The following is a 24,518-nucleotide window of genomic DNA, read 5'->3' on the forward strand; positions in this document are numbered from 1 at the left end:
TCTGGCGGCGGGCCACCTGCCTATCCGGGTGCGGGGGTCCGTCAGGCTGGCGCGGCCGCAGTCGGCGGGAGTGATGGTGGAGAACCCACCATCGATCCATTCGACCGGTGGACAGGCGGCGGGGTCGCGCGGGCGGCCTCGGCGAGACGCATCAGCATCGCCTTCAGCGTCGCACCGTCATGTACCGGCTCGGGAAAGGCCAGCCGGCGGACCTGCGCCCCGTCGGAACGCACGAGGTCGAGCCCCCCCGAATCGACGCCGGTCACAGACCATGTCCCGGCTCCCGCCGCGCAGAGGCGCATGGCGATGAGCGCCAGGATCTGGGAGAAATCCTCGTTGAGACGCTGCAAGGCCCAGCTTTCGAGCCCGGCGAGGGCATCGGCCTCCGCCGGGTCGATCAGCAGCACGTCGTCCGTCAAGGAGAGCAATGTGCCGCCCGGCCCGGCGAGGCGACCAGCCGTCACCTCGAGGCGCCAGAGGGACAGCTGATCCGTCGGCGCCTCCGGCGGGTGCCGCGCGCCGAAGCGGCGACGCGCGAGGTCTGCCGCCGGACCGGCACCGCCGACCGGCGTCGCGCGGCCCGTCAGGATCAGGCGGAGGCCCGCCACCGACGGGCCGTCGGCGACCTCGGCGGCGAGGCGCAGCATCGCGTCACCGGCGAGGATCACGTCCGGAGGCGCCCCGCTCGCCAGAAGGGGGGCACCGTCCGGCATCGTCGCCACCGCGACCTGGAGCATCGAGCCCCCACCCCCCGCCATCGTCAGCTCGCCGGTTCGCGCCGTCCGCAGCAGCGCCCGCGCCGCCCCGCGGAGCTCGGATTCGCTCCTCGCCGGGGTCGCAGGCGCTGCCGCCGAGGCGACCTTGGCCGCCGCGAGGTCGGCCGGGGTCGGCAGATCCGCCGGGGCCATTCGCCGATCCGTGCGGCCCACGGCTTCCGCGCCGATCATCCACAACAGCCCGGGCAACAGCTTGTCGAAGAAGGAGGCCTGCACGATGTTCCGCGGCCGCCAGCCCTCGTCCTCGATCCGCCCGATCACGCCGTCGACGTCGATGAGATCGCCGACCTGCTCGCGCGCGCCGTTCTCGAACGCCCAGCGGACGAGTGCCGCGCTGAAGCGCCGGGTCCGGTCGGCGGGATAGACGATCTCCGACGGCTCGGAGACGCGCAGGCCGGGGCCCGGGCCGCCAGAGGTCGGACGGGACGGAAGGTAACGCGCCTTCATCAGCCGCTCCGTCCGGTCGCTGAGCGAGGGCGTGTCGCGGCCGACGGCGATCATCTCCTCGAAGGCGGCGAGATCCTCGTCGGCGACAAGACTGCGGTCCCATCGCCTTTCCGCCATCGGCGCGAAGGCGAGTTCTGCGCCGCCGAAGTGCCGGAGGATATCGAAGACGACCTTGTTGTGCGCCGCCAGCCCCGGTGACAGCGCGCGCCGCGCGCGCACCAGCCAGGGGTTGCCGAGCAGGTCCGGCTGGATGCGGCGGCGGTTGGCCTGCACGGAGGCGAGGCCGAAGTGCGTTCTGCAGCGGCCGGCGAGATAGGCTTCCGCCTCCAGCGTGTCGGGTCGCGCGCCCTGTTCGAGCAGGCCTTCATAGAAGGCGATGATCCCCTCCCGCATCCGCTCGACACCCGCGTCGGTGACGAAGTCGAGCTGGCCGACCCGCCGACGGCGCGCGAGCAGGTGGTCGACGCGCTGCGGCACCGACATCCGCAGCACCGGGCCCCGCAGGGTCATCACCGCGCCGGTCTTGCCGCCGAGGCCGCCACCATAGAAGCCGGTGAGGTGGATGTAGTCGTCGAGGAACACGTCGGACGGAAAGGCCGACCCGCCGTCGCGCGCGCCGCCGTGCAGGAAAGCGTCGAGCCCGAATGCCTCGAATGCAGCGGTCGCCGCGGGGGCGGGCAGCGGCAGGATGGATTCGCCGACCGCGAGATCGTAGCGGTCGGCCAGGAGTGCCGCGACGTGCGCGTCCGGATGAGGCCGGTGCATGATGTTGCGGATGCCGAAGCGGCGGCGCAGCCCCATCGACAGCATCAGGCCGAGCATGGCGCGGCTGTCGGCGCCGCCCGTCAGGTCCATGACGACGCTGGCGAACGGCCACCTCGCGAGCAGGGCCTCCAGCGCGCCCCGCATCTGGGCGCAGGCGGCCTCGATGCTGGCCTGGTAGGCCTCCCCGTCCTCGCGATAGCGGAATGCCTCCGGCCGCGACAGCACCAGCCGGCCCGCCTCGAACGACACCCCGGTGCCGTACGGCAGGCGGTCGACGCCCTCGTAGAGGAAGGGCCCGCCGACCGGGCCGTTGAAGGTGAGGTTGGCGAGGCAGGGCAGGAACGACCGCGCCGGCGGCCGGCCGTTGTGGGCGAGGACGGCGGCGACGGCGTGGGCGCTGTTCGACAGGACGTAGGCTCCGTCCGGGCCTCGCCAGACAGAGAGCGGGTACATGCCGAGCGCGTCAGTGACGACCGTGATCGTGGGCGGACCGTCCTCCACCGCCGTCACCGTCACCAGACAGAACGCGCCGCCGAGGTCGGAGAGGTCCCGCCCGACGAGGGCGGCGACGTCGCCGGGGCGACCCGCCGCGCGGTGGACGAAGAGGTCGCGGTCGAAGGCGTGCCCGTCGAACACGAGGGTCGCACCGCCGCACCGCAAGGGCGCGTGCGACGTGGCGACGACGACCTCCCCCTCACAGACGAACCCAGGGGCGGCATCGATGGCCCACGTCGCGTGCGTGAAGACGGAGGCGAGCGGCAGCGAGACGCCACGCGCAATGACGAAATCCATGCCCGCTCCGAGACAACGACGCAGGGCGATTGCGCCGGCGCGATTGTCCCCCGGCGGAGCGCCGCCGTCGAGACCGCCGTTCGGCCCCTCTAGCGGCGCGTCAGGGCGATCGTCCGCGACGTCTCCTCGCTCAGCCACCAGCGCGAGGAGCCCTCCACGGCCTGCCGCAACGTGTGGCCGGCGAAGAAGATGTGCTCGCGCATCAGATGGTCGGCGCGCTCGGCGTCGCGCGCCTCGATCGCCCAGAGGATGCGGTGGTGGTCGTCGTGGGACCGCTTGATGAGGTCGTAGTCCTGCCAGATGAACACCCGGTCGGAGGCGAGCGGGACGTTGTGGCACTGGCGGACGAAGTCGATCACCCAGCGGTTGCCGGCGGTCTCGAGGATGGTCTCGTGGAAGCAGACGTTGATCGCCCGGTAGGGCGGCAGGTCGTCGGGATCGAGGACGCCCTTGGCGAGGATGCGGTCACCGCCCGCGACGCACTCGCGCAGCCGCTCGAGCACCGCGGCCGACACGCCCTGCTGGGCGCAGAGCCGGGCAGCCAGCGATTCCAGCCGCCCGCGCGCCTCGAAGGCCTGCTCGACATCGGAGAGGCGGAAGGCGCGCACGGCGTAGCCGCGGTTCGGCTCGTAGTCGAGCAGCCCGTCGCGGGCGAGCAGGGCGAGCGCCTCGCGCAGCGGCGTCCGTGACACGCCGAGCTCCTCGGACAGCGGCACCTGCTGCAGGCGCTCGCCCGGCGGGATCTCGCCCGACAGGATGCGCTCGCGGAGAAGCTGCGCCACCTCGCCCGCGCTCGTCGGTCGACCCGCCTGGACCACCGGACCCCTCCCGCCCTGGGTTTGGATGCACGATTTTATCCAATCGTGTTCGAGAAGCATTCTGGGAGCACGGGAAGCGGTTGACAAGCCGCATAAGCCAATGGATTTTATCCAAAGCTGCGCAGACGCACCCCGTCGCCGCGCTCTGCCGCCGTTCGGTCGAGGCCGAAGGGGCGCATTGGATAAAAACAGCGGGCCAAGCCCGCCGCCCGGGAGGCCCCTGCGTGAACCAGAACCGCGTCGCGATCGTCACTGGTGGAGCCCGCGGCATCGGCGCCGCCATCGCCGGAGCGCTCGCCGAGGACGGACTGAGCGTCGCCGTCGCCGATCTCGACGCGGCGGCCGCCCGGGCGACCGCCGCCGCGCTCGGTGCGCCCCACCGGGCCTACGAAGTCGACGTCACCCGCGAGGCCTCCGTGACGGCCCTGTTCGACGCCGTGGAGGCCGACCTCGGCCGGCCCTCCGTACTCGTCACCTGCGCCGGAATCCTCCTCTTCAAGCCCGACGGCGACCGCCCGCTCGTCGTCGAGACCGATCTCGACCACTGGCAGCGCACGATGACGGTGAACGCCACCGGCTGCTTCCTGTGCTGCCGCGAGTATGCCCGCCGCGCCCCGGCCGACGACCCGCTCGGCCGCGTCGTGACGATCTCCTCCGTCGCCGCCCAGCTCGGCGGCTATCGCTCGAGCGCCGCCTACATCGCCTCGAAGTCGGCGGTCATCGGCCTGACGAAGGCGCTCGGCCGCGAACTCGCCGAGCGCCGCATCACGGTCAACTCGGTCGCCCCCGGTCTCATCGACGCGCCGATGCTGCGCCTGTCGCTCGACCCCGCCGACGATGCGCGGGCGTCCGCGACCATTCCGCTGAACCGCCTCGGCCAGCCGGCCGACGTGGCGGCGGCGGTGCGCTTCCTCGTCTCGCCGGGCGCCGGCTACCTCACCGGTGTCACCATCGACGTCAACGGCGGCTACCGCATGCAGTAACGGACGGGACGACGGCGCCCCCGCGCCGAACGTTCCGCAGGGAGGACGGCATGACCCAGAGCGAGCGCAGACCCCGGCCGGCGTTCGAGCGCCTGCTTGTGGCGCTCTCCACGATCGGCGGCATCGTCCTGTTGCTGATGATGGTCCACATCAGCGCCGACGTGTTCATGAAGTACGTCTTCAATGCGCCACTGCAGGGCACGCTCGAGATCGTCTCGAGCTACTACATGGTGCTCGCTGTCTTCCTGCCGCTGCCGCTGGTTGAGTGGCGCCGGCAGGCAATCCTCGTCGACGTCGTGTTCATGCAGATGCCGCGCTGGATGAAGCTCGGCTGCGTCGTGCTGGTGCTCGCCGTGATGGCCGCCCTCTACGGCGCCTTCGCCTGGCAGACCTGGAACGACGCCCTGCGTGCCTACAGCCGCAACGAGATCGCCATGGGACCGGCGCAGACGGTGATCTGGCCGTCCCGCTTCGTGCTGCCCCTCGGCTTCGGCCTCGCCAGCGTCATCGCGCTCTGGCACCTCGCCGGCGTGGTTATCGGCTGGGACCGCGACTCCTGGCTCCGCGCCCTCGACACCTCCGGCGTGGAGTAGGCCCGTGGACCGCGTCGACATCGGCCTCCTCTCGCTCGCCGTCACCCTCCTGCTCATCGCCATCCGCATGCCGATCGGCATCGCGCTTGCCGGCGTCTCCTTCGTCGGCATCGGCGTGCTGACGAGCTGGAAGGCGGCGTGGGGCATCGTCAGCGCCATTCCCTACAACTTCATCGCCACCTGGGAATTCTCGGCGGTGCCGATGTTCCTGCTGATGGGCTACATCGCCGCCCGCAGCGGCATCACCGGCGGCCTCTTCCAGGGCATGCGCATCATGTTCGCCCGCGTGCCGGGCAGCCTCGCCTCGGCGTCGGTGGCGGCGAGTGCGTTGTTTGCGGCGGCCTCCGGCTCCTCCGTCGCCACCTCGGCGGCGCTGTCGCGGATCGCCGTGCCGGAGATGCTGAAGGCCGGCTACGAAAAGGGCCTCGCGACCGGCACGGTGGCGGTCGCCGGCACGCTGGGCTCCCTGATCCCTCCGTCGATCCTGATGGTGATCTACGGCGTCTTCACCGGCACGCCGATCGGCGAATTGTTCATGGCGGGCTTCATCCCCGGCATCCTCAGCGCCATCGCCTTCATCCTGATGATCACCATCCGCGTGAAGCTGAAGCCTTCGCTGGCGCCGCGCACAGAGGTCGTCTTCACCGCAGCGGAGAAACGCGCCGCGCTGAAGGACGTCTGGCCGCTGCCGACCCTCATCCTCGGCGTGCTCGGCGGCATCTTCGCCGGCGTCTTCACACCGACCGAGGCCGGCGCCGTCGGCGCGCTCCTCGCCATCCTGGTGGCGGCGCTGCGCCGGTCGCTCTCCTTCCCGATGCTGTGGGAGGCGATCATCGACGCGGCAGTGGCCACCTCGGTGATGTTCATCATCGCCATGGGCGCGGCAATGTTCACCCGCCTGATGGGCCTCAGCCAGGTGCCCGCCTTCATCGCCGACCAGGTGCTGACGCTCAGCGACAACAAATACGTCGTCATCCTGATCATCGCGGCAATCTTCATCTTCCTCGGCATGTTCATCGACTCGATCGGCATCATCCTTTTGACGCTGCCGATCCTGATGCCGCTTTTGACCGAGCTCGACATCAACATGGTCTGGTTCGGCATCATCACGATCAAGCTGCTGGAGATCGGTCTGGTGACGCCACCGGTCGGACTCAATGTCTACGTCATCAAGACATCGCTCGGAAATCTGGTCGACCTGCCGACGATCTTCCGCGGCTGCACGTGGTTCATCGCCACCGACCTCGTGATGCTCGCGATCCTGATCGCGTTCCCGATCCTGTCCCTGTTCCTGCCGAGCCTGATGGTCCGGTGACCCTTCTCGACCCGCGGGCCGGAGGCGGCGCGCGCAACAAGCAGACCCACACGGAGGAGACCGAGATGACCCCCAAGACCCACCGCCGTCTCGCCGCCGCACTGTTCGCCGGCGCCATGACCGTAGCCCTGCCGGCCAGTGCCGAGGAGTACAGCTTCTCGACCTGGCTCGAGCCGAACCACCCGATCACCCTCAACGCCCATATCCCGTGGGCCGAGGCGGTGAAGGCACGCACCAACGGCGACATCAACTTCGAGATCTACATGGCCGGCGCGCTGCTGCCGGCAAAGGGCACCATGCAGGGCGTCGCCGACGGCGTCGCGCAGGGCGGCTTCCACACCGCCACCTACACGCCCTCCGAGCTGCCGCTCTGGAACGTCATCGGCGACCTCTCCTTCAAGTATCCGGACGCGATGGTCGCCGCCTTCGCCGCCACCGAGTTCGGCGTCCTCAACCCCGCCGGCCACGGCGACTGGGCGAAGAACGGCGTCGTCTATCTCGGCGGCTACTCGACGCCGATCTACCACTTCATCTGCCGCGACGAGGTGAAGACGCTCGAGGACCTGAAGGGCAAGCGCGTGCGCATGCCGGGCGGCGCCTGGGCGCGCTTCGGCGAGTCGATCGGCACCGTCTCGGTGAACGTGCCGTCGTCGGAGATCTACACCGCCTTCGAGCGCGGCACCGTCGACTGCACCGCCTCCGACGTGACGCACCTCACCGCCGGGGCGACGCTGATGGGCGTCGTCAAGTCGATCAACCTCCTGAAGATGGGACCGTTCTTCGCCGGCGCGACGTGGATCTACAACAAGGACTTCTGGAACGGCCTGACACCCGAGCAGCGCAAGGTGATCTTCGAGGAATCCGCCCGCTCGGTGGTCCGCCTACAGATGGCCTACGACGCCGCCGTGGACGCCAACCTCGAAGCCGCGAAGCAGGCCGGCAAGCAGCTGAACGAGCCCTCGGCCGACCTGCAGAAGGCCTATGACGACTTCGTCGCCGGCGGCATGGGCGGGCTTTCCGAGATTGGCCAGAAGGCCGGCGTCGAGAACGTCGACCAGAGCCTCGCCGAGCTCTCCGCCCTGATGGAGAAGTGGCAGGGCCTGCTCGCCAGCGTCGATCGCACCGATGCGGACGCCCTGACCGCGCTCCTCCAGCAGGAGATCTACAGCAAGCTCGACCCGAACTCGTTCGGCGTCGACTGACCACACTTCGCCACACGCTCCGGGGCGACCCGCCCCGGAGCCACCGCCCCTCCCACCGCCCGGGCGCCATGTTCCGTCTCGATACGCTCTCGACCGTCGTCACCGGCGCCTCGTCCGGCATCGGCCTCGCCATCGCCTCCGCCTTCCTCGACGCCGGCGCGAGCGTCCTCGGCGTCGACCGCACCGCCGCGCCGTCTTCGCTGTCGGGCCGGCCGGGCTTCACCGACCTGACGCTCGACCTGACCGCGCCCGGCGCCGCCGAGCAGGTGGTCGCCGCGGTTCCGGGCGGCCGGCTCGACGTGCTCGTCAACAACGCCGGCATCGGCAACGCCGCGCCGATCCACGAGACCGACGACGAGGCCTACGACCGCTATGTCGCAGTCAACCAGACGGCGCTGTTCCGGCTGTCGCGCGCCGCCGTCAGGGCGATGCGCGCCTCCGGTGGCGGCGCGATCGTCAACATCGCCTCGGTCTTCGCCCTCGTCGGCGCGGCCCGCAGCGCCCCCTATTCGGCCACCAAGGCGGCCGTCGCCGGTCTCACCCGCCAGCTCGCCGCCGAGTACGGACGCGACGGCATCCGCGTCAACGCCATCGCCCCCGGCCTGATCGCGACGCCGCTCACCCACGACCGCCTGGCCGAGAACCCGTGGTTCCGCCGCATGATGATCGAAGGCTGCCCGCTCGGCCGGCCCGGCACGCCGGAGGACGTCGCAGCCGCCGCCGTGTTCCTCGCGAGCCCCGCCGCCGGCTTCGTCACCGGCGTGGTGCTGCCGGTCGACGGCGGCTGGACCTCGGCGAAGTACCTCCCCGACCCCGCGACGACCTGAGGGACGCCATGAGCCACGATCTCCCGGCCGGTGCGCCGCCCGCCGCGGTGGTGCTGGTCACCGGCGCCGCGCGCGGCATCGGCGCCGCCGTCTGCCGGCGCCTCGCCGCCGAGGGCGCCGCCATCGCCGCGGCCGACCTCGATGGACCGGGTGCGGAGGCCGTCGCCGCGGAGATCGTCGCCGCCGGCGGCCGCGCGATCGCCGCGGGCCTCGACACCCGCGACGCCGCCGCCATCAACGCCTTCGTCGCCCGCACGGAGGCCGAACTCGGCCCTCTCACCGGTGCGGTCCCCGCAGCCGGCCTCACCCGCTCCGCCCCCGCCGACGAGATGACCGACGAGGCCTGGGAGCTCGTCCTCGGCGTCAACCTCACCGGCGTCTTCTACACCTGCCGCGCCGCCGGCCGGGCGATGATGCGGACGGGCGGTGGCGCCATCGTCACTCTCGCCTCGATCACCGCCAAGGGCGGCCAGCCGGGCCGCGCCAACTACGCCGCCTCGAAGTGGGGCCTCGTCGGCCTGACGAAGACCCTCGCCGTCGAGTGGGGCCGCCACGGCATCCGCGTCAACGCGGTGGCACCGAACGGCGTCGACACGCCGATGCTGCGCGACGGCGTGCCGGCGGACTTCCTGGCCGTCATGCTCGACCGCACGCCGCTCGGCCGCTTCGCCACCGCCGAGGAGATCGCTGACGCCATCGCCTACCTGCTGTCGCCGCGCTCGGCCTACGTCACCGGCGCCGTGCTGGAGCTCGACGGCGGCCTCACCGCCGGCTTCCTCACCCACCAGCAGGGTGGCCACTTCGCCCTGAAGAGCCGTCCCCCGGAGACCCGCTCGTGAGCACACCCGTCGCCATCGTCACCGGCTCCGGCAGCGGCATCGGCCGCGCCATCGCGCTCAGGCTCGCCGCCGACGGCTTTCACGTCGTCGTCGCCGACCTCGGCGCCGAGCGGGCCGAGGAGACCGTCGGCCTCGTCACCGCCGCCGGCGGATCGGCCGAGGCGGCCGTGCTCGACCTCCGCGACGAGGCGGCGCTCGGCGCCCTCGTCGCCCGCCTCCCCCGCCTCGACGCCGTCGTCAACAACGCCGGCATCTTCGACGAGCGGGCGCTGATGGACCTCACCGCCGACGACTTCCGCCGCCACTACGAGGTCAACCTGATCCCGCTGTTCACGCTGTCGAAGGCGGCGATCCCGCGGCTGCCGCGCGGCGGCAAGATCGTCCACATCGCCTCGCGCGCCTTCCTCGGCGCCCGCAACCACGCACACTACGTCGCCGCCAAGGCGGCCGTCGTCGGGCTGACGCGGGCGATGGCGATGGAGCTCGCGCCCCAGGGCATCCTCGTCAACGCCGTCGCCCCCGGCCTGATCGACACGCCGCTGCTGCGCGCCCTGACGCCGGAGCGCCTCGAGAAGCAGCTCTCCTTGCAGCCGACGGGCGCCGCCGGCCGGCCCGCGGACATCGCCAACGCCGTCGCCTTCCTCGCCTCGCCTGCGACCGACTTCATCACCGGCCAGGTGCTGCTCGTCGACGGCGGCAAGTCGCTCGGCGGCGGGCTCGGGATCTGAGGCGATGAGCGAGCAAGGCTTCGAGGAGAGCTTCGACGTCGTCGTCGTCGGCTCCGGCGCCGGCGGCATGGCGGCGGCGCTGACGGCGCGGGCCGCCGGCCTGTCGGTGCTGGTGGTCGAGAAGACCGACGTCTTCGGCGGCTCGACCGCCGTCTCCGGCGGCGCTGTCTGGATCCCCGACAACCCGCACATGGCCGGCGTCGGCCACACCGACAGCCGCGAGGCGGTGACCACCTATCTTGCGCGCGCCGTCGGCAACCGCGCCCGCAGCGACCTGATGACCGCCTTTCTCGACCACGGCCCGGAGATGGTGCGCTTCCTCGAGGCGAACACGGCGGTGAAGCTCGCCGCCCGCACCTATTCGCCGGACTACAAGCCGGAGCTCGAGGGCGCCTCGTTCGGCGGCCGCACGCTCGATCCGGTCGAGTTCGACGGCCGCCGGCTCGGCCGCTGGTTCGACGCGCTGAGGCGGCCGATCCCGCAGTTCCTCGCCGCCGGCGGCATGATGGTGAACCGCAAGGACATCGACGCCCTGCTCGGCATGGCCAGGGACCGCGGCAAGGCGCGCCACGCCGGCGGCCTCCTCGCCCGCTACGTCCGCGACCGCCTCACCGGCTGGTCGCGCGGCACGCGGCTGCTGATGGGCAATGCGCTCGCCGCCATGCTGCTGAAGTCCGCCGTCGATGCCGGCATCGACCTGCGACGCAACACGTCGGTCGAGGCGCTCGTCCGAGGCCCCTCCGGCCGCATCGTCGGCGTCCGCCTCGGCGGCTCGCAGCCGCGCACCATCGCCGCCCGCCGGGCGGTGGTGCTGGCCACCGGCGGCTTCCCGCAGAGCGCCACCCGCCGCGCCGAGATGCTGCCGCACGCGAGCGTCCACCGCTCGATGGCGCCCGCCGGCAACACCGGCGACGGCCTGTCGCTCGCCCTGTCGGTCGGCGCGGCGGTTGAGACGGAAAACGTCGGCCCCGCCCTGTGGGCGCCGGTGTCGGTGCTGACGGAGAACGGCCGCGAGACGGTGTTCCCGCACCTCATCATGGACCGACAGAAGCCCGGCCTCGTCGCCGTCAACTCGGCCGGCCGGCGCTTCGTCAACGAGGCGACGTCCTATCACGACTTCGTCGCCGCGATGCATCGCGCCCACACTGACGTGCCGTGCATTCCGGCCTGGCTCATCGTCGACCGCCCGTTCCTGCGCCGCTACGGCCTCGGCGCGGTGCGCCCCGCGCCCTATCCGATCGGCCGCTACCGGAAGGCCGGCTACCTGATCGAGGCGCCGACCATCGCGGCGCTCGCGGCGAGGATCGGCGTACCGGCGGACGCCCTCGCCGAGACGGTGGCGCAGATGAACGCGGCGGCCGTCGCGGGCGTGGACCCGCTCTTCCAGCGTGGCCAATCGGCCTATGACCGCTATCTCGGCGATCCCGCGCACGGGCCGAACCCGTGCCTCGGCCCGATCGCGACGCCGCCGTTCTATGCGGTGGCCGTCTGGCCGGGCGACATCGGCACGGCTGCGGGGCTGAAGGTCGACACCGCCGCCCGCGTGCTCGGTGCCGACGGCCGGCCGATCGACGGCCTCTATGCCTGCGGCAACGACATGAACTCGATCATGGCCGGCACCTATCCGGCGGCCGGCATCACCCTCGGCCCGGCGCTCACCTTCGGCTACATTGCCGGCCGCACCATCGCCGACGCGGACGCGGTGGACGCCGCCGCCTGACCTTTTCCCCGGAGATCCCCATGCGCCTCTACTTCTCCCAGTCCTCGCCGTTCGTCCGCAAGGTGCTGGTGTGCGCCCACGAGCTCGGCCTCGCCGACAGGATCGAGAACCTGCCGAGCGCCGCCCACCCGGTCGACACCGACAAGACCATCGCCGGCGACAACCCGCTCGGCCAGGTACCGACCTTCCTCACCGACGACGGCCACGCCCTCTACGACAGCCGCGTCATCTGCGAGTACCTCGACGTCCTCGGCGGCGGCGCCCTGTTCCCCGCCGGCGCGGCGCGCTGGCCGGCGCTGGTGCGCCAGTCGGAGGCAGACGGCCTTCTCGATGCCGCGCTGCTCGCCCGCTATGAGGGCGCGGTGCGTCCGGCCGAGCACCGCTGGGCGGCGTGGACGGACGGCCAGATGCGCAAGATCACCCGCACCCTCGACCACTTCGAGGCGAACATCGCGGCGATCGACGGCGTCGTCGACATCGGCACGATCTCGGTCGGCTGCGCGCTCGGCTATCTCGACTTCCGCTTCGCCGACCTCGGCTGGCGCCCGTCGCGGCCGAAGCTCGCCGACTGGTACGCCCGCTTCGGCGAGCGCCCGTCGATGGCCGCGACCCGCCCGCCGGCGGCCTGAGGCCCTGACGAAGGCGCCGGTGGCTCAGCCACCGGCGTTCTCGGCCCTCGCGGCGGCCCAGCCGCCTGCACTCTGACGGGAGGCGGCCGTTCAGCCGCCGCCGAGGATCGCCTGGGCGTCGCGGACGATTTCGGCGAGATGCTCGGCGGAGACGAAGCTCTCGGCGTAGACCTTCGACACGGCTTCCGTGCCCGAGGGGCGCGCCGCGAACCAGCCGTTCGCCGTCACCACCTTGAGGCCCCCGATCGGCGCGTCGTTGCCGGGCGCGCGCGTCAGCTTGGCGAGGATCGGATCGCCCGCGACCGCGGTGGCGGTGACGTCGTCGGGGGACAGCTTGGCGAGCCGCGCCTTCTGCTCGAGCGTCGCCGGCGCGTCGATGCGGGTGTAGTAACTCTTCCCGAACTCGGCCGTCAGGTCGGCATAGTGCTCGCCGGGGTCCTTGCCGGTGCGCGCCGTGATCTCGGCGGCGAGCAGGTTCATGATCGGGCCGTCCTTGTCGGTCGTCCACACCGTGCCGTCGCGACGCAGGAAGCTCGCCCCGGCGCTCTCCTCGCCGCCGAAGCAGACGGTGCCGTCGAACAGGCCAGGCGCGAACCACTTGAAGCCGACCGGCACCTCGGTGAGCCGCCGCCCGAGCTTGCCGACCACCTTGTCGATCATGCTGCTCGACACCAGCGTCTTGCCGACCGCCGCCGTCGCCGGCCAGTCGGGCCGGTGCGTCAGGAGATAGAGGATCGCCACCGCTAGGTAGTGGTTGGGGTTCATCAACCCGCTGCCCGGGCAGACGATGCCGTGGCGGTCGGAGTCCGGGTCATTCGCGAAGGCGACGCGGAAGCGGTCCTTCAGGTCAACGAGGCCCGCCATCGCATAGGGGCTCGAGCAGTCCATGCGGATGGCGCCGTCGTGGTCGACGCGCATGAAGGCGAAGGTCGGGTCGACCGCCCGGTTCACCACCTCGATGTCGAGGCCGTAGACCTCGTTGATCGCGTCCCAGTAGTGGACCGCCGCGCCGCCGAGCGGATCGACCCCGAGCTTGATGCCGGCGTCGCGGACCGCCGCCATGTCGATGACGTTGCGCAGGTCCTCGACATAGGGCCGCATCAGGTCCTGGGCGTGCGTCGTCGGCGCGACGATCGCCCGCTCGTAGGCCATCCGACGCACGTCGGCGTTGCCGTCCGACAGCAGGGCGTTGGCGCGGCCCTCGATCCACTTCGTCACGTCGGTATCGGCGGGGCCGCCGTTGGTGGGGTTGTACTTGAAGCCACCGTCCTGGGGCGGGTTGTGCGAGGGCGTGATGACGATGCCGTCGGCTAGCCGCGACGCGAGCCCGCGGTTGTGGACGAGGATGGCGCGCGAGATCACCGGCGTCGGCGCGAAGCCGTCGTCCTGCTCGATGACGGTCTCGACGCCGTTCGCGGCCAGCACCTCGAGCGCCGTGCGCTGCGCCGCATCGGACAGGGCGTGCGTGTCCTTGCCCATGAACAGCGGGCCGTCGGTGCCCTGGGCGGCGCGGTAGTCGCAGATCGCCTGGGTGATCGCCAGGATGTGCGCCTCGGTGAAGGAGGCCTTTGAGGAGGTGCCGCGGTGGCCGCTGGTGCCGAAGGCGACGCGCTGACCGGGATCATCCATGTCGGGGCGCCGGGTGTGGTAGTCCCGTTCCAGCGCCACCGGGTCGATCAGCATGTCCTTCGGCGCCGGCTTGCCGGCGAGCGGTGAAATCGGCATCGACGTCGGCCCTCCTCGTCGCCTGGCTCATGGGCCGGCGCAGTGTCGGTCGGTGGGGAGCGTGGCCCCGGCCGGGTCCTTTCGACCCGGCGCTAAGGGGTCGCAGAGTTTCGCGACAGCGTCCAGACGGTGGCGGTGGCGCGCCTCACGCCGCGGCCTTCGCCTCCGTGACGAGCCGGCGCAAGGTCTCCTCGATGCGGTTGCGGCCACCGCCGCCGCGCGTCCGCCGATGCGCCGCCTTCAGGCGGCCGTCGAGGAAGGCCTCGACGACGATGGCCGCGACGTAGCTCTTGCGCGCCACCGCCGGGGTGTTGCCGAGGATCTCCGACACCGCCTTCATCACGCCGGCGATCTGACGCTTGCGCGCCGTCTCCGACGCCGCCGGCTCCATCTCGAGGAAGCGCTCGCACGCCAGTACGCAGCCGGCGCGCTGGCGCAGGTCCTTGGCGGTGATCGGCCGCCCGGTCGCCTGCGCGAGGTAGACATTGACGTCGCGGGCGGTGATCGGCCGCGTGCCGTCGCCGCTGACATACTGGACGAGACGGCGACCCGGCAGTTCCGCGAGGCGGGCGAGCGCGCGGGCGAGCGCCGCGTCCTCGATGGCGCACGAGGCGTCCTTGCCGCCCTTGGCGCGGAAGGCGAGCTCGATGCGGCGGGAGCCGATCTCGACGTCGTCCTTCATCAGGGTCGCGGCGCCGCGGCTGCCGGACAGGCGGAGATAGTCCTCGCAGCCGACGCGGATGTGGGCGCCGTCCATGATCGCCACGGCGCAGGCGAGCGCCTTCTCGCGCGTCAGCGTGCGCCGGGCGAGGTCGACCCGGACCACCTTGCGCAGTTTCGGGAGCACCGCGAGCGTTTCCGCCAACCGCTCGAGCTTCTGCGCCTCGCGCACCGCCTCCCAGCCGGGATGGTAGCGATATTGCAGCCGTCCCGCCTCGTCGCGGCCGACCGCCTGCAAGTGCGCCTTCGCGTCCGTGGCGATGCGCACCTCCCTGTAGGCCGGCGGCACGGCGAGTGCGGCGATGCGGTCGAGCACCTTCGGTTCGCTGATCCGCCGCCCCTTGCGGTCGAGGTAGACGAAGCCCCGCCCCTGGCGTCGCCGGGCGATGGTGAGCGCCGACACCGTCCCGTGCCGCAGCCCCGCTTCCGTGAGCCCCGCCTCGTGCCCGCTCTCCAGGGTGATCGTCATCGGCCGTCCGTCCCGTTGCCGCCGTCGACAACGACGGGGCGGCCACTGCCGTTCCCGCGCGGGCGCAGTTGCAAGACCCGGGCGGCGTTCCCTCAGTACGTCGTGCGGCCTCCAGAGAGGTCGAAGACGGAGCCAGTGGTGAACGACACCTCGTCGGAGACCAGCCAGGCGATCATCGCGCCGACCTCCTCCGGCTGGCAGAAGCGCTGCATCGGGATCTTCGCCAGGAAGGCCTCGTTCATCTCCGGCGTGACGGCGTGCATGAGTTCGGTCTCCGTCACCGTCGGCGTCACGGCGTTGACGAGCACGCCCCTGGTGGCGAGCTCCTTGCCGAGCACCTTGGTCAGCGCGATCACCCCCGCCTTCACCGCGCTGTAGCAGCCGAGGTTGGGGTTGCCCTCCTTGCCGGCGACGGAGGCGACGTTGACGATGCGGCCGCGCCCCGCGGCGAGCATCACCGGGATCACCGACCGGCAGCAGTAGAACACGCCGGTGAGGTTCACCTTCACAACCGCGTCCCACGCGTCCGGCGGATATTCCCACACCGGCACCGTCGGCCCGACGATCGCGGCATTGTTGACGAGCCCGTCGATGCGGCCGAATGCGCCGAGCGTCGCGGCGACGGCGGCCTCGACCGAATCGAGAGACGACTGCTCGTAGACGATCGGCGATACCCGCCCGAGGCTCGCGAGCTCCGCAGCCGTTGCCTGCAGCCGGTCGGCGTCGCGGTCCCACAGGGCGACCGTGGCGCCGTGGGCGAGGAGACGCTCGGCGGCGGCCCGGCCGATACCGCGCGCAGCACCGGTGACGATGATGACGCGGCCGGCCAGCGGCGGGTGCGGGCGGGCGGTGCTTGGACGGGTTTCGGTGGGCAACAGGACCTCCGGCCTTCAGCTTCGAGGCAATCCGGCGGGATCCACCGGCGCCCGAGGCGCCCGTCGGCGGATCCCGCCGGGCGGATACGGCAGCCAGCCGAAGGGGGGAGGATCGGCAGACTTGATATTTGTATCCACGTATCAGATTATGGCGACCCGGCCCCGCCACGCAATCGCGAATGCGGCGCCAACCCCACAAGTGGAACACTCGTGATGGCTCTGTCGGATCTCCTCGCCGTGCCGAATTCGCTGGAGTCGCGGGACCGCCGCAGCGTTCTGCATCCGATGACCGACCTCGTGCGCCACGATCGCGAGGGACCACTCGTCATCGACCACGGCGAAGGCGTGCGCGTCTATGACGACACCGGCCGCGCCTACATCGAGGGCGTCTCGGGCCTGTGGTCGATCTCGCTCGGCTTCGGCCAGGAGCGCCTCGTCAAGGCGGCCGCCGAGCAGATGGCGAAGCTGTCGAGCTACCACATGTTCCGCTTCAAGAGCCACGAGCCCGGCATCGAGCTCGCCGAGAAGCTGCTCGCACTGGCACCATCGCCGATGTCGAAGGTGTTCTTCGCCAACTCCGGCTCGGAAGCCGCCGATTCGGCGATGAAGCTCGTCTGGTACTACAACAACGCCATCGGCCGGCCGGAGAAGAAGAAGATCATCGGCCGCATCGGCGGCTACCACGGCGTCACCATCGCGTCGGGCAGCCTCACCGGGCTCGCCCGCAACCACACCGACTTCGACCTGCCGATCGCCCGCGTGCTGCACACCGACTGCCCGCATTTCTGGCGCTACGGCCTGCCGGGCGAGAGCGAGGAAGCGTTCGCAACGCGGCTCGCCGACAATCTCGAAAAGATGATCCTGGCCGAGGGGCCGGAGACGGTCGCCGCCTTCTTCGCCGAGCCGGTCATGGGCTCGGGCGGCGTCATCGTCCCGCCCGCCACCTATTTCGACAAGATACAGGCGGTCCTGAAGAAGTACGACGTGCTGTTCGTCGTCGACGAGGTGATCTGCGGCTTCGGCCGGCTGGGCGACCTGTTCGGCTGCAACACCTTCAACCTGAAGCCCGACATCATGACGATGGCGAAGGGGCTGTCGTCCGGCTACCTGCCGATCTCGGCGGTGATGATCTCCGAGCCGATCTGGCAGGCGTGCCTGTCGGAGAGCAGCAAGATCGGCGTGTTCGGCCACGGCTTCACCTATTCCGGCCACCCGGTCTGCGCCGCCGTGGCGCTCGAGACGCTCGCGATCTACGAGGACCTCGACATCGTCGCCCGCGTGCGTCGCATGGCGCCGGTGCTGCAGGACGGCATGGCGGCGCTCGCCGACCACCCGCTCGTCGGCGAGACGCGCGGCCTCGGCCTCGTCGGCGCGCTCGAGATCGTCAAGGACAAGGCGAAGAAGGAGTCGTTCCCGCCGGCGGCGAACATCGGCCTCTACATCGAGCGCCGCTGCCAGGAACACGGCGTCATCCTGCGGGCGCTGGGCGATGCCCTGACCATCGCGCCGCCGCTGATCGTCGAGAAGGCCGACATCCACGAGATCCTGCGCGTCGTCGCCGTCGCCCTCGACGAGACCCTCGACCACGTCCGCCGCGAAGGGCTGATGTGACCGGCCGTCGCGGGTCTATCCTCGCCTGACCCGATTCGGGGTGACGGTCACGGTGTGACGGACAGGGACGCGGCGCTGTGATGATCAATCTCGACGACATCCGCGGCGCGCGGGCGCGCATCGCGCCGTTCGTGCGCCGCACGCCGATGCTGGCGGCGACCGCGATGCGGGCGCCGCTGATCGACGGCACGCTCGTCTTCAAGCTCGAGAACCTGCAGGCCTCGGGCTCGTTCAAGGCGCGCGGCGCCACCAACAAGCTGCTCACCACCCCGAAGGAGACGCTGGCGCGCGGCATCGTCACGGCGTCGGGCGGCAACCACGGCCTCGCCACGGCGCGTGCCGCGTCTCTGGCGAACGTGCACGCCACCGTGTTCGTGCCGTCCACCGTGGCGGCCGAGAAGGTCGAGAAGCTCGCCGCCTGGGGCGCCTCGGTGCGCACGGTCGGCCGCGTCTGGGACGAGGCGAACGTCGCGGCGCTCGCCTTCGCCGAGGAGACCGGCGCCGCCTATTTCCATCCCTTCGGCGATCCGGCCGTCGTCGCCGGCCAGGGCACCGTCGGGCTCGAGATCATCGAGGACGCAGCCGACCTCGACCTCGTGCTGGTGGCGATCGGCGGCGGCGGGCTGATCGCCGGCCTGTCGGTCGCCTTCCGGGCGCTGTCGCCGAAAACGCGTATCGTCGGCATCGAGCCGACCGGCTCGCCGACCCTGCACGCGAGCCTCGCCGCCGGCGGCGTCGTGCGGCTGCCTGAGGTGACGACCCGCATCGCCACGATGGGCTGCGGCAAGACCGAGACGCCGGTCTACGAGACCGTCCGCCAGACCGTCGACGAGATCGTGCTCGTCGAGGACGACGAGATGCTCGCGGCCGCGCGTTGGTTGTGGTTCGAATTCGGCATCGCCGCGGACCTGAGCGGTGCCGCCGCCGTGGCGGCACTCCGGGCGGGCCGCATCGCCGTGCCGCCGGGCGCCCGCGTCTGCGTGCTCGTCTGCGGCGCCGGCGCGGAAGGCACGCTTCCCGTCACTCCGTGAGGCCGCCGTTGTCCCACCCCGCGATGAGCCCCCAGCGCTTCGGCGCCATCACGGTCGAGAAGATCGTCGAGCTCGACTTCTTCCCCCTCGACCCGAACTGGCTGATCGCCGACCTCGACTGGGCGGAGCTCGAGACCGAGCGCCACCGCCTCGGCGACGACGGTGTCGACTGGGCGGCGAAGAAGCTCCTGATCGGCGTGCATTCCTACGTCGTGCGCACGCCGACCTGCACGGTGCTGGTTGATACCTGCTGCGGCGACCGGCGCGAGCGCGGCACCGCCTCGCCGTTCCACCAGCTCGAAACCCCCTATCTCGCCAACCTCGCAGCGCTGGGGCTCCGCCAGGAGGACATCGACTTCGTCTTCTGCACGCACCTCCACGTCGACCACGTCGGCTGGAACGTCCGCGACGACAACGGCCGTTTCGTGCCGACCTTCCCGAATGCCCGCTACCTGTTCGGTGCCGAGGATTTCGCGAACCGGTTGCGCATCGAGGCGAGCGGCAACGGCCCGCCGGCGTCCCGCCTCGCCTTCAAGGAGTGCGTGCTGCCGCTGGTGGAGAGTGGCCGGGCGACGCTGTTCGACACGGCGCTGCCCACGGAGGCCGGTCTCGACGGCGGCCTGACGCTGCTGCCGCTGCCCGGCCACTGCCCCGGCCACAGCGGCCTCGCCATCGCCGCCGGCGGCCGTCGCGCGCTGCTCACCGGCGACGCCCTGCACCACCCCGTGCAGTTCGGCCGGCCGCATTGGCACTGCTCCGCCGACGCCGACCCGGCGGAGAGCACCCGCACCCGCCGCGACATCATCGCACGCACGGCCGACACCGACACGGTGCTTCTGACCGCGCATTTCCCGGGCCGCACCGCCGGCCGCCTCGAAAGCGACGGCGACGGCTTCCGCTTCTGCTATACGTGAGCGACGGTCCGCTCCCCGGCCTGCACAATCGCCCGGCGAATGATTTCCCGCCCCCACCCGTAGTTCGGGAAGGCGCGCGTGCCGCGCCGGACACCCGACGAGGACGCCCATGGCCGCCGAGTTCGAAGCGACCGTCTCCATCGAGCTCAGCTACGTAGTGGAGACCGACACCTACACGGTGCTCGGCAACGAGGTCGTCACCTACAACGCCGTCGTCTCCGGCAGCATCGACGGGACGTTCACCGTCGGCGACACCATCACCATCAACGGCAGTTTCAGTGTCGAGTTCGTCGGCCACGTCTCCGGCGGCATCGTCGTGCAGCGGGACGGCGACTTCTTCCTGTACGCGAATGCGGAAAAGCTGGTCGGGTCGACCTTCCAGGTCTCGGTGACGCCCTTCCCCGTCTGCTTCCTGGAAGGCACCCGCATCGCCACGCCGGACGGGTTGCGCGCCGTCGAGACGCTCTCGATCGGCGACCTTGTGACGACCGCCGACGGCACGACGCGGCCGGTGCGCTGGATCGGCCGGCAGACGATCGTCGCCCTCTTCGCCGACCCGCTCCATGCCTATCCGATCCGCATCGCCCCGGGCGCCCTCGGCGACGGCCTGCCGGTCCGCGACCTGTTCGTCTCGCCGGACCATGCGCTGCTGGTCGACGGCCTGCTCGTGCAGGCGAGCGCGCTCGTCAACGGGACGACGATCACCCGCGCCCCCGCCCCGGCGCCGCGCTTCACCTATTTCCACGTCGAACTGGTGGATCACGCCCTGATCCTCGCCGAGGGTGTGCCGGCGGAGACCTTCGTCGACCACGTCACCCGCCGCCGCTTCGACAATTTCGCCGAGTTCGAGGCGCTCTACGGCGCCGAGCAGGCGAACATCGCCGAGCTGGCGATGCCGCGCATCAAGTCCGCCCGCCAATTGCCACGGGCGACGCGCGAGCGGCTGGACGCGCACGGCGCTGCAAGCAAGGTCGCTGCGGCCGCTTGAGGACAACGGCCTGCGGCGGCGATACTGGAGCCGCCCGGCGATCCTCCGGCGCCGCCCCGAACGTTCAAATGCAGCCAGTCCCCATGCCTTCCATTACTTCGCCCGTCACCCTTCGCCCCGCCCGCGAGAGCGATCGTCCCGCCCTCGTCGACCACCATTTCGCGCTGAACGTCCACGAGCACGCCGTCAGTCCCAACCGACGAACCGACCGTGACGGTGGCGAGGCATCGCTCGTCGAGACGGAGGAGCGGATCGCGCGCACCGGCGGCGTGACGATCGTCGCCGAGACCGACGGCCGCGTCGTCGGCCATCTGGCGCTGACCTTCGAGACGGCGCCGGTCTATGTGCGCGATCAGGAGAAGCCCTACGCCTATGTGGCGGTGCTCTATGTCGAGCCGGAGCAGCGCGGGCGCGGCATCGCGAAGGCGCTGCTGTCGGAAGCGGAGCGTATCGCGGTAGCGCGCGGACTGACGCAGCTGATGGTGAGCGTGCAGAGCGGCAACGCGGAGGCCGAGCGTGCCTACGACCGCTTCGGCTTCCGCCCCTATTCCGCCGACCTCATCAAGCCGCTGCGACCGGCCGCGCCCGGCACGGCCGACGTCGCGGACGACCTTTAGGCATCCAGCCCGGCGATCAGGTCCGACGCCGTGCTGTCGACGTGGCGGCGCATCACCGTCTCCGCCCGCTCGGGATCGCCGCTCCTGAGCGCCTCCAGCACCTCGGTGTGCTGGCGCTGCGAATCCGCCATCGCCGTCTCGCGCGTCTGCGAGATGCGCAGGTAGGGCTCGGCGGCGGCGCGCAGCTTGCGCACCTCGGCCGCCACATAGGGCCGGCCGCTCTTCAGGCAGATGAAGTCGTGGAAGGCCTCGTGGCGCTCGATCCACTGGTCGAGGTCGGTGGAGGCGCGCGTCATCCGGTTGAGCAGCAGCGTCAGCTCGTCGAAACCATCCTCGTCGAGCAGTTGGCAGGCCCAGCGGGCGCACAGGCCCTCCAGCACGGCGCGCATCTCGAAGAGCTCGACCAGCCGGTCGGGCGTGAGCACCGTGACGATGGCACCGCGGTTCGGGCGGATCGTCAGCAGGCCCTCGGTGTCGAGCTGGCGGATCGCCTCGCGCACCGGCATGCGGCTGATGCCGAGCACGTGCGCCACGTCCTCCGGCTTCACCCGCGCGCCGCCCTTCAGGTGGCCCTGCTGGATCTGGTCGCGCAGGTAGATGTAGGCCTGGTGCTGCGCCGAGGTCGCGCCGCCCTCCGGCATGTCCCTGGCGCTCATCGCTTCGCCCCCACTTCGCTCTCCCGTGCGTCGCGCGCCGGTGACCCGGCGTTCTCTTTCCGCCTCACCGTCCGGCGGCGTAGGCCTGCATGCCGCGCGGGTTGGCGGCGGCGAGCCGGCGCACGCCGTCACGCGCCGCCGCCGTCAGCCGCCCCTCCGACCAGGCGTCGCCGACCTCGACGACGTGGCCGCGGCGCTTCAGCTCGTCCACCGTCGCCTTCGGCATCCGCTCCTCGACGACGACGACGCCCGGCCGCGCCAGCCGCGGCCAGAACGATGACGGGAAGTGCTCGGTGTGCCAGGCCGGCGCGTCGATCGCCTGCTGCAGGTCGAGGCCACAGTGGGCGTGGCGCAGCAGCAGCTGCGGCACCCACTGGTCCTGCTGGTCGCCACCCGGCGACCCCCACGCGAGATAGGGCACACCATCGCGCAAGGCGAGCGTCGGCGACAGGGTCGAGCGCGGCCGCTTGCCGGGCGCGAGACCCGCCGGGTGCTGCGGGTCGAGCACGAACATCTGCATGCGCGATCCCAGGCAGAAGCCGAGCTCGGGGATGATCGGCGAGGACTGCAGCCAGCCGCCCGACGGCGTGCCGGAGATCATGTTGCCGGCGCGGTCGACGATGTCGAAGTGGACCGTGTCCCCCTTCGTCTCCCCGAGGCGCCCGACGGTCGGCTCGCCGGCACCGTGGGCGGAGACGGCGGTGCGCCCGCCGGTGGCGACGCGGTCGCCGAAGGAGCGGCCGAAGCCCGCGATTGCGCCCGGCCGCTGCTCGAGCGAGGCCGTCTCGCCGACGAGCCCCCGCCGCTCGGCCGCGTAGGCGTCCGACAAGAGCGCCTCGATCGGCACGTCGGAGAACTTGGGGTCGCCGTAGAAGACGTCGCGGTCGGCGAAGGCGAGCTTGGCGCACTCGATCTGCAGGTGGACGAAGTCGGGGTCGGTCGGCGAGACGCCGTCGAAATCGTAGCCCTTCAGCAGCGCCAGTTGCTGCAGCGTCGCCATCCCTTGAGTCCACGTCGTCGCCTTCAGGACGCGGTAGCGGCCATAGTCGTAGCCGATTGGCGCCTCGACGCTCGCCCGCCAGCCGGCCATGTCCTCGCCGGTGAGGAAGCCGCGGTGGCGACGGCCGGTGACGTCGAGCACCTCCTCAGTCCGGCAGAAGCGGTCGATCGCCTCGGCGATGAAGCCCTGCGACCAGACCCGGCGCGCTGCCTCGATCTGCACCTCACGGCCGCCGCCGGCAGATTCGGCTTCCCGCAGGATGCGCTCGTAGGTGTCGGCCATTCCGGGATTGCGAAACAGGCTTCCGGGCGCCGGCGTCTTGCCGTCCGGCAGGTACACCGCCGCCGAGGTCGGCCAGTCGTTGAGGAACAGGTCCTTGACGGTGGCGATGGTGGCCGAGATGCGGGCGACCAGCGGATAGCCCTCGCGGGCGTAGAAGATCGCCGGCTCGAGTACGTCGCGCAGCCGCATCGTGCCGTAGTCGGCGAGCAGCAGCATCAGCGCATCGAACGAGCCCGGGATGCACGGGGCGAGCAGGCCGGTGCCGGGGATGAGGTCAAGCCCGAGGGCGCGGAAGGCCGCGTCGGTGGCCGCCGCCGGTGCCGTGCCCTGGCCGCAGATCACCTCCTCCACGCCGCGCCGGGCGTCGTGCAGGATGAACGGCGCATCGCCGCCGGGGCCGTTCAGGTGCGGCTCGACCACCTGCAGCGTGAACGCGCACGCCACTGCCGCATCGAAGGCGTTGCCGCCGCGTTCCAGCATGGCCATGCCGACGGCGGTCGCGATCCAGTGGGTGGTGGAGACGACCCCGAAGGTGCCGTCGATCTCCGGCCGCGTCGTGAACTCGATCTGCTGCGCCACGGGTTGCTCCAGGGGGATGGTCGCCGGAGGGAGACCCCCTCGCCGGCCGCCGGTCGAGGATTCGGCGGCACCGGCCACGTTGGATGCAATGATCCAGGTTCGCAAGGAGGGGGGTGGGGGAGTGGGGGAGTGGGAGGGGCGGTGGCGGTGGGCAGTGGGGGGCGGGTGGTTGACGGAGGGCGAGGTGCCGGGCGCCGATGGCAGCAGCGGGGCACCCGCCCTCCCCTTGTGGGAGGGCCGGGCCGCGGAGCGGACCGGGGAGGGCCGCCGGCGGCGCAGCCGACGGCGGTGCAAGGGTTCAGCAGTCTCGGGCGCCGTACCGCCGCGCCTTGCGCGGCGGCCCCCTCCGGCCGGCTACGCCGGCCACCTCCCCCACGAGGGGGGAGGGGACCAGGCCGCCAACCGCTTGCTCTCCCTCTACGCTCCGCCGATGCGGAGTCACGACCGCCCAAGACCACTCTGCCCACGAGCCAACAGCCCCTGCCCTGCCCACCCTCCTGCCGACTGCCCACTGCCGACCGCCCACTGCCCACTGCCCACTGCCCACTGCCCACTGCCCACTGCCCACTGCATTGCCAAATCTGTATCCAAAAATCCACGTATCAAATCGTTGACGA

At 71.3% G+C, this 24,518-nt stretch carries 21 protein-coding genes; 14 read left to right on the plus strand and 7 right to left on the minus strand.

Annotated features, from left to right (window positions below; translation table 11 throughout):
• Positions 1–41: 41 nt before the first annotated feature.
• Both RUR49_RS13085 and RUR49_RS13090 read right to left on the minus strand, forming a co-directional pair.
• A complete protein-coding gene (locus RUR49_RS13085) occupies positions 42–2,780 on the minus strand; it encodes a hypothetical protein (RefSeq protein ID WP_409146819.1) in 2,739 nt (912 codons plus the stop codon).
• Positions 2,781–2,869: 89 nt separating this feature from the next.
• Positions 2,870–3,562, minus strand: a complete 693-nt coding sequence (locus RUR49_RS13090) for a GntR family transcriptional regulator (RefSeq protein ID WP_409146820.1) — start codon at positions 3,560–3,562, stop codon at positions 2,870–2,872.
• Between the two features lie 260 nt (positions 3,563–3,822).
• Between RUR49_RS13090 and RUR49_RS13095 the strand changes: the two genes are divergently transcribed.
• From RUR49_RS13095 to RUR49_RS13135, 9 genes are all read left to right on the plus strand, one after another.
• Positions 3,823–4,581 (plus strand): SDR family oxidoreductase, encoded by a 759-nt coding sequence (locus RUR49_RS13095; RefSeq protein ID WP_409146821.1) that lies wholly within the window; start codon positions 3,823–3,825, stop codon positions 4,579–4,581.
• A gap of 50 nt (positions 4,582–4,631) precedes the next feature.
• The gene (locus tag RUR49_RS13100) at positions 4,632–5,174 is read left to right on the plus strand and encodes a TRAP transporter small permease (RefSeq protein ID WP_409146822.1); all 543 of its coding nucleotides are present in this window, start codon (positions 4,632–4,634) and stop codon (positions 5,172–5,174) included.
• Positions 5,175–5,178: 4 nt separating this feature from the next.
• Positions 5,179–6,489: a TRAP transporter large permease gene (locus tag RUR49_RS13105; protein ID WP_409146823.1), complete on the plus strand. Its 1,311-nt coding sequence runs from the start codon at positions 5,179–5,181 to the stop codon at positions 6,487–6,489.
• 65 nt (positions 6,490–6,554) lie between these two features.
• Entirely contained in the window at positions 6,555–7,691 is a 1,137-nt protein-coding gene (locus tag RUR49_RS13110; RefSeq protein WP_409146824.1) for a C4-dicarboxylate TRAP transporter substrate-binding protein, read from the plus strand.
• A 68-nt stretch (positions 7,692–7,759) separates the two neighbouring features.
• Positions 7,760–8,518 carry an SDR family NAD(P)-dependent oxidoreductase gene (locus RUR49_RS13115; RefSeq protein ID WP_409146825.1) on the plus strand — a complete coding sequence of 253 codons (759 nt, stop codon included), beginning with the start codon at positions 7,760–7,762 and terminating at the stop codon, positions 8,516–8,518.
• Between the two features lie 8 nt (positions 8,519–8,526).
• A complete protein-coding gene (locus tag RUR49_RS13120; protein WP_409146826.1) occupies positions 8,527–9,357 on the plus strand; it encodes an SDR family NAD(P)-dependent oxidoreductase in 831 nt (276 codons plus the stop codon).
• Positions 9,354–10,085 carry an SDR family NAD(P)-dependent oxidoreductase gene (locus RUR49_RS13125; protein WP_409146827.1) on the plus strand — a complete coding sequence of 244 codons (732 nt, stop codon included), beginning with the start codon at positions 9,354–9,356 and terminating at the stop codon, positions 10,083–10,085. The genes RUR49_RS13120 and RUR49_RS13125 overlap by 4 nt, the downstream gene beginning before the upstream one ends.
• Positions 10,086–10,089: 4 nt before the next feature.
• On the plus strand, positions 10,090–11,805 hold the full coding sequence (locus RUR49_RS13130; protein ID WP_409146828.1) for an FAD-dependent oxidoreductase: 1,716 nt from the start codon (positions 10,090–10,092) through the stop codon (positions 11,803–11,805).
• 20 nt (positions 11,806–11,825) lie between these two features.
• The gene (locus RUR49_RS13135) at positions 11,826–12,434 is read left to right on the plus strand and encodes a glutathione S-transferase (protein WP_409146829.1); all 609 of its coding nucleotides are present in this window, start codon (positions 11,826–11,828) and stop codon (positions 12,432–12,434) included.
• 90 nt (positions 12,435–12,524) lie between these two features.
• Here the strand turns inward: RUR49_RS13135 and pgm are convergent, their stop codons facing one another.
• From pgm to RUR49_RS13150, 3 genes are all read right to left on the minus strand, one after another.
• The gene (pgm, locus tag RUR49_RS13140) at positions 12,525–14,159 is read right to left on the minus strand and encodes a phosphoglucomutase (alpha-D-glucose-1,6-bisphosphate-dependent) (protein WP_409146830.1); all 1,635 of its coding nucleotides are present in this window, start codon (positions 14,157–14,159) and stop codon (positions 12,525–12,527) included.
• Positions 14,160–14,304: 145 nt separating this feature from the next.
• Positions 14,305–15,348 (minus strand): DNA topoisomerase IB, encoded by a 1,044-nt coding sequence (locus RUR49_RS13145; RefSeq protein ID WP_409146831.1) that lies wholly within the window; start codon positions 15,346–15,348, stop codon positions 14,305–14,307.
• A gap of 92 nt (positions 15,349–15,440) precedes the next feature.
• A complete protein-coding gene (locus tag RUR49_RS13150) occupies positions 15,441–16,223 on the minus strand; it encodes an SDR family NAD(P)-dependent oxidoreductase (RefSeq protein ID WP_409146832.1) in 783 nt (260 codons plus the stop codon).
• Positions 16,224–16,436: 213 nt separating this feature from the next.
• Here RUR49_RS13150 and RUR49_RS13155 point away from each other — a divergent pair, with 213 nt between their 5' ends.
• From RUR49_RS13155 to RUR49_RS13175, 5 genes are all read left to right on the plus strand, one after another.
• Positions 16,437–17,834 (plus strand): aspartate aminotransferase family protein, encoded by a 1,398-nt coding sequence (locus RUR49_RS13155; RefSeq protein ID WP_409146833.1) that lies wholly within the window; start codon positions 16,437–16,439, stop codon positions 17,832–17,834.
• An 80-nt stretch (positions 17,835–17,914) separates the two neighbouring features.
• Positions 17,915–18,865: a threonine/serine dehydratase gene (locus tag RUR49_RS13160; protein ID WP_409146834.1), complete on the plus strand. Its 951-nt coding sequence runs from the start codon at positions 17,915–17,917 to the stop codon at positions 18,863–18,865.
• An 8-nt stretch (positions 18,866–18,873) separates the two neighbouring features.
• Positions 18,874–19,779 (plus strand): MBL fold metallo-hydrolase, encoded by a 906-nt coding sequence (locus RUR49_RS13165; RefSeq protein ID WP_409146835.1) that lies wholly within the window; start codon positions 18,874–18,876, stop codon positions 19,777–19,779.
• Between the two features lie 109 nt (positions 19,780–19,888).
• The gene (locus RUR49_RS13170; protein WP_409146836.1) at positions 19,889–20,767 is read left to right on the plus strand and encodes a Hint domain-containing protein; all 879 of its coding nucleotides are present in this window, start codon (positions 19,889–19,891) and stop codon (positions 20,765–20,767) included.
• Between the two features lie 68 nt (positions 20,768–20,835).
• On the plus strand, positions 20,836–21,384 hold the full coding sequence (locus tag RUR49_RS13175) for a GNAT family N-acetyltransferase (RefSeq protein ID WP_409146837.1): 549 nt from the start codon (positions 20,836–20,838) through the stop codon (positions 21,382–21,384).
• On the opposite strand, the gene RUR49_RS13180 is transcribed toward RUR49_RS13175, so the two are convergent.
• Both RUR49_RS13180 and RUR49_RS13185 read right to left on the minus strand, forming a co-directional pair.
• Positions 21,381–22,040 carry a GntR family transcriptional regulator gene (locus tag RUR49_RS13180; protein WP_409146838.1) on the minus strand — a complete coding sequence of 220 codons (660 nt, stop codon included), beginning with the start codon at positions 22,038–22,040 and terminating at the stop codon, positions 21,381–21,383. The two genes, RUR49_RS13175 and RUR49_RS13180, sit on opposite strands and share 4 nt — an antisense overlap.
• A gap of 64 nt (positions 22,041–22,104) precedes the next feature.
• A complete protein-coding gene (locus RUR49_RS13185; protein ID WP_409146839.1) occupies positions 22,105–23,901 on the minus strand; it encodes a gamma-glutamyltransferase family protein in 1,797 nt (598 codons plus the stop codon).
• Positions 23,902–24,518 lie beyond the last annotated feature (617 nt).

Source organism: Pseudoxanthobacter sp. M-2, from assembly GCF_046156265.1.
In the GTDB taxonomy this organism is placed as follows: Bacteria; Pseudomonadota; Alphaproteobacteria; order Rhizobiales; family Segnochrobactraceae; genus CAMDHY01.